Origin of the sequence: Roseivirga sp. UBA1976 (assembly GCF_002336325.1) — a bacterium.
Classification (GTDB): Bacteria; Bacteroidota; Bacteroidia; order Cytophagales; family Cyclobacteriaceae; genus Roseivirga; species Roseivirga thermotolerans.
Map to the genome: position 1 here is coordinate 1 of NZ_DDDQ01000013.1, position 4617 is coordinate 4617.

Annotated in this window: 5 protein-coding genes; 3 read left to right on the top strand and 2 right to left on the bottom strand. The window is 44.1% G+C overall.

The window, feature by feature from the left end; all coding sequences use genetic code 11:
• The 3 genes from B3763_RS01295 to B3763_RS01305 all read left to right on the top strand — a co-directional run.
• A partial coding sequence (locus tag B3763_RS01295; RefSeq protein ID WP_286742795.1) for a tail fiber domain-containing protein occupies nt 1–1139 on the top strand: 1139 nt, incomplete at its 5' end.
• On the top strand, nt 1132–2220 hold the full coding sequence (locus B3763_RS01300; protein ID WP_286742798.1) for a gliding motility-associated C-terminal domain-containing protein: 1089 nt from the start codon (nt 1132–1134) through the stop codon (nt 2218–2220). The genes B3763_RS01295 and B3763_RS01300, both read left to right, overlap by 8 nt.
• The gene (locus B3763_RS01305) at nt 2217–3188 is read left to right on the top strand and encodes a PorP/SprF family type IX secretion system membrane protein (protein WP_286742800.1); all 972 of its coding nucleotides are present in this window, start codon (nt 2217–2219) and stop codon (nt 3186–3188) included. Before B3763_RS01300 ends, B3763_RS01305 begins: the two co-directional genes overlap by 4 nt.
• A gap of 9 nt (nt 3189–3197) precedes the next feature.
• Here the strand turns inward: B3763_RS01305 and B3763_RS01310 are convergent, their stop codons facing one another.
• Nucleotides 3198–4193, bottom strand: coding sequence for a zinc-binding dehydrogenase (locus B3763_RS01310; protein ID WP_286742803.1), 996 nt, complete (start codon nt 4191–4193; stop codon nt 3198–3200).
• Nucleotides 4194–4274: 81 nt separating this feature from the next.
• Nucleotides 4275–4617, bottom strand: a 343-nt coding sequence (locus B3763_RS01315) for a DnaB-like helicase C-terminal domain-containing protein (protein WP_286742805.1), incomplete at its 5' end; no start/stop codon positions are given.

The window sequence follows — 4617 nt, forward strand, 5'->3', positions numbered from 1 at the left end:
AGGGTGAACAAGGAATTCAAGGCCCCAAAGGAGATAAAGGTGATCAGGGTGACAAGGGCGATCAGGGCGACCCCGGACCGCAAGGGCCGCAGGGTATAGCCGGAACTGACGGACTGGATGGCAAAACCATTATCAATGGCACCACAAACCCGGACTCTTCCATTGGGGTTGACGGAGACTTTTATCTCAATACCTCAACCTACGATTTTTTCGGCCCTAAAACAGCCGGATCGTGGGGAGTACCCACCTCGTTAATTGGCGACAACAGAAGAATAAATGATGCCGACATTAATACCTGGGTAACCACAGACCTAAACAGTATGAATGATGACATTATACGCTTTCAAACTGCTGGCACTGAAGTGCTTCGAATTCAAAAATCCACACTTGAATTCACCAACCCTCAAGAGTCAGTTTTAATTGGTAAACTATCGGGGCTCAACAACACAGGCGATCAGAATGTGGCTGTAGGCAACGAAGCCTTAGAAGCCAATACAAGCGGAAATAGAAATGTAGCCCTTGGTCATCAGGCGCTTGAAAAGAACACCACAGGGTCGGGCAATATTATGATTGGCTTTCGGGCCGGATTCAGTCATACCGGAAGCAACAAACTTTACATTGAGAACTCCCCTTCCAATTCACCACTTATTTATGGCGATTTCGACAATGACATTGTCAATTTTAATGGCAAAGTGGGCATTGGGTTAAATAACCCCTCTTCACTCTCTTACGAATTGTATGTCAACGGTAGGGTAATTGCCGATTGGTACAGTTTTACATCAGACGAACGCTTCAAGGAATCGATCAGCCCCATTAATGGTGCGCTCGAAAACCTCCTCAAGCTGGAGGGTAAAACGTACTACTGGCGAAAAGAAGAGTTCTCCGATCGTAATTTCTCAGACAAACTTCAAATAGGCTTTATCGCTCAGGATGTCCAGAAGATCTTTCCGCAGTTGGTAGAAGCAGACGAACATGGCTACCTAAGCCTTAATTATGCCCAACTAACTCCCGTATTGGTTGAAGCCATGAAGGAGCAGCAAACACAAATAGAATCATTACAAAAAGAAGTTGAAGCTCTGAGAGATGATTTAAACAAGGCTCTGCAATTAATTAATCAACTGAACAAAAAAGATGATTAGGGTCTGGCTACATATGGTTTTAGGATTCGTACTGGGCATCAATCTGGTTCATGCACAAGTGTTTGTGACCACTGAAGGCAGTCATTTAAGCATCAACAATACCAATGTAGCACTGAACGATCTTCACATGATCAACAACGGCCAGTTAAAGCAAAGCGAAGGTCAGTTTATTGTGCGAAATAAGGAACGTAGAGTATACTTTGAAGGCAAAAACATGCCCGAACTTCATTCCATGCAACTCGATATAGAAGGTCGTTTGGTGCTGAACACAAGCATTCTGGTGGCAGCCGAATTAGAGATGGTAAAGGGAGAAATAGACCTGGGCAGGCACGAACTTATATTACCCTTTAACGAAAGTAAGATAGTTGGAGAAACATCCAATAGACGTATCCATAGTACTGGTGGTGGTGAAATAGTAAAGCTCATAGCCTCTAAACCGTTAGAAGACGAAAATGTGGGTAACCTTGGGTTGGTATTTTCCAAATTTAACCTGGAAGACACCATGATTATTCGCAGGGGCCACTCTTCTACCCCATTGCCATTTGGTGAAAGCATAACGCGCTACTACAAAGTAAGTACTCGTAAGAAACCCAGCGACAAACTGGAGCTTGGCCTGGAGTATTTTGAAGATGAAGTACTGCTCCGAGACCCCAAACTAAAAGAGCACATATGGTTTCAGAACAATGGCAGCTGGAAAAACACCACCGCTTATTCACGCTGGGGCCTCAACAATGGAGGAGTTATTGTAAAAGGAGCACTAGAAGTATTTGAAACCATAATTACTGTTGGTCTTTACAAGCAGTTGTTAGATATGTCGGCAATACCCACCGCCTTTACACCCAACAACGATGGCTTCAACGACCAGTTCATTATTCCCGGAATAGAAAAACTACCCAATGCCGAAGTACGCATTTACAATCAATGGGGACAGTTGCTTTACTCTACCAATAACTATGATCGATACCCCTGGAATGGCATTCTGAACGATAAGGTATTACCCATTGACAAGTATTTCTATCAAATATCCGACCCTAACAATCCGCTGGAATTTGTGCAAGGTGAAATATCCATTATTAAATGAAACCGCTGCACCTCTATATGACCCTTTTGCTACTCCCCTTTCTTACACGGGTTGGGAAAGCACAGCAGATTTCACAATTCAGCCAATACATAAACAATCATTACCTAATCAATGCAGCTTCCAGTAACCTCAACAACGACCTGAACCTTGCTTTAAGCTTTAGAAAACAACAAAACCCCTGGCTGAAGAATACTGACAGTTACTACCTCTCGCTCTATAAGGCCTTAAAACCTGTAGGTAAAAACCAGACTACTTCCAACGGTTTTAGAGATACCAAGGCTGTAATGAATAGCACCGTTGCCTACGTCAACCCTAAAGCGATTCAGGTTCTCGGAGGCATTATTTCGAAAGACAACTTCGGGCTGGTTCATAGGCAAACTGCCCATGCAAACTATGGCGTACACCTGCCGCTCAATTCGGTAGTAACCATGAGTGCCGGTGCTTCTGTAGGCTATATCCGGCTTCGAATAGCCGATAACTTCTTTGTTTTGGAAGACAATGACCTGCCTTTTCAGCAATTCATGCAGGGCTTCGACCGACAAGATTTTTTGGACCTCTCTTTGGGCATTGCCCTATATTCTTCGAAGGCCCGAATATTCTACTCTGTAGAGCGTTTGTTTAGTGGCAATTCCATCCATGAGGGTAATCACGAAACCTTCCGTATTAAAAATCAACACTTTGTGGGTTTGGGGTATCGGTTAGAAATAAACGATTGGTCTTTTACCCCCTCAGTGCTGCAGCGCATTAATCACATTAGCGATCTTGGACGCGATTATACCCTTCAAACGAGCTATAAAAACAATATCTGGGCTACATTTTCGCTTAGAAACGAAGAAGTTTTGGTAATGGGTATTGGTTTGCGCCTTTCGGGCAAAATGGAGTTTCACTTTAATTATGACAGTGGCGCTTTTAACGAGCGTACTCAAAGCACATCGGCCAACGAATTTCTTCTAAAGTTGCGACTGTAAACGACCTGCTCACTCTAAACTAAGCACCAATTTCCCAAACTGCTTGCCTGCTTTCATTTCATCAAAGGCCGAAAGGACCTCATCCAATGGTCTTACAGAGTCTATAATTGGCTTTAATTTATGCTGATTGATAAAAGTAACCATCTCGGCAAACTCCTTATCATTACCCATAGTACTCCCCTGAAGCGTGATCTGATTCCAAAACATTCGATATAAATCCACCTTTTCAGGTAAACCATTGGTTGCTCCGTAAAACACAATTCTCCCGGCCGGTTTCATGAGCTTCACAAAATCATTGACCTGATTTCCTCCCGCACTATCAATCACCAGCTCGAAGCCTCCTGTTTGTCGGGCCTCTTTGGTCCACGAATCCGATTTATAATTAAAACCACCCTCAGCTCCGAGGGTCAGGCATTGTTCAATTTTTTCTTCGCTGCCTGAGCTCACCCAAACCCTGGCTCCCGCATGCACAGCAAATAAAAAGGCAAACTGAGCTACCCCTCCTCCTACTCCGGAGATTAGCACATTTTTACCGGCACCGCATTGGCCATGATGAAACGCAGCCCGAAAAGCCGTAAGCCCCCCGAGAGGTATTGCCGAAGCCTCAGCAAAGCTGAGATGCTCTGGCTTAGGCACCAACCTATGGGCTTCTACCAATACATATTCGGCCAAGGTGCCGTCTTTGGGCATACCCAAAATATTGTATTCCGTACTTTGCACCAACGGATTTTCACCCCAAGATCGGTTGGGGTTTATGATCACCTCTCTATTCAGCCACTCTTCTTCTACACCCTCACCAACGGCCGAAACAATACCGGCTCCATCTGAACCCAGTGTAGTACCCATTTGAATATTGGGATATTTACCTTCTCTTATCCACTGATCGCGGTGATTAAGGGCGGCTGCTTTTATCCTCACCAAAACTTCACCCGCTTTGGGCACAGGCACTTCTTTGTTAGTAAACTGGAGAGGTTCTGGTTGGCTTGTAATACAAAGAGATTTCATGATGAGTTTTTAGTTCATTGTATTCAGTTCAAAGTAGTAAGACCTACCATAAACTTAAAACATGTGGCATGAAAGGTTAAATTAGAACGGAGGCTCCTCATCGTTAGTAGGCAAATTAGGAGTATCTCCACTATTGGCCTTGCTTTGGAAGGTCATGGTATTGCCACTAGACTCAAAATTACTTGAAGCACCAGACGGGAAGGTGTTTCCGTAAGTAGCTGTTCCACCATAGTTAAAGTCGAGGTCGCAGAACTTGGTAAACTGGCCGATAAATTTGAGCTGAACATTTTCCAGCGATCCGTTTCTGTGCTTGGCAATAATTACTTCACCGGTACCCTGAGTTGGCATGCCATTTTCGTCTTCCGTAATTCCGTAATACTCCGGTCGATACAAGAACATAACCATATCGGCATCTTGCTCAATA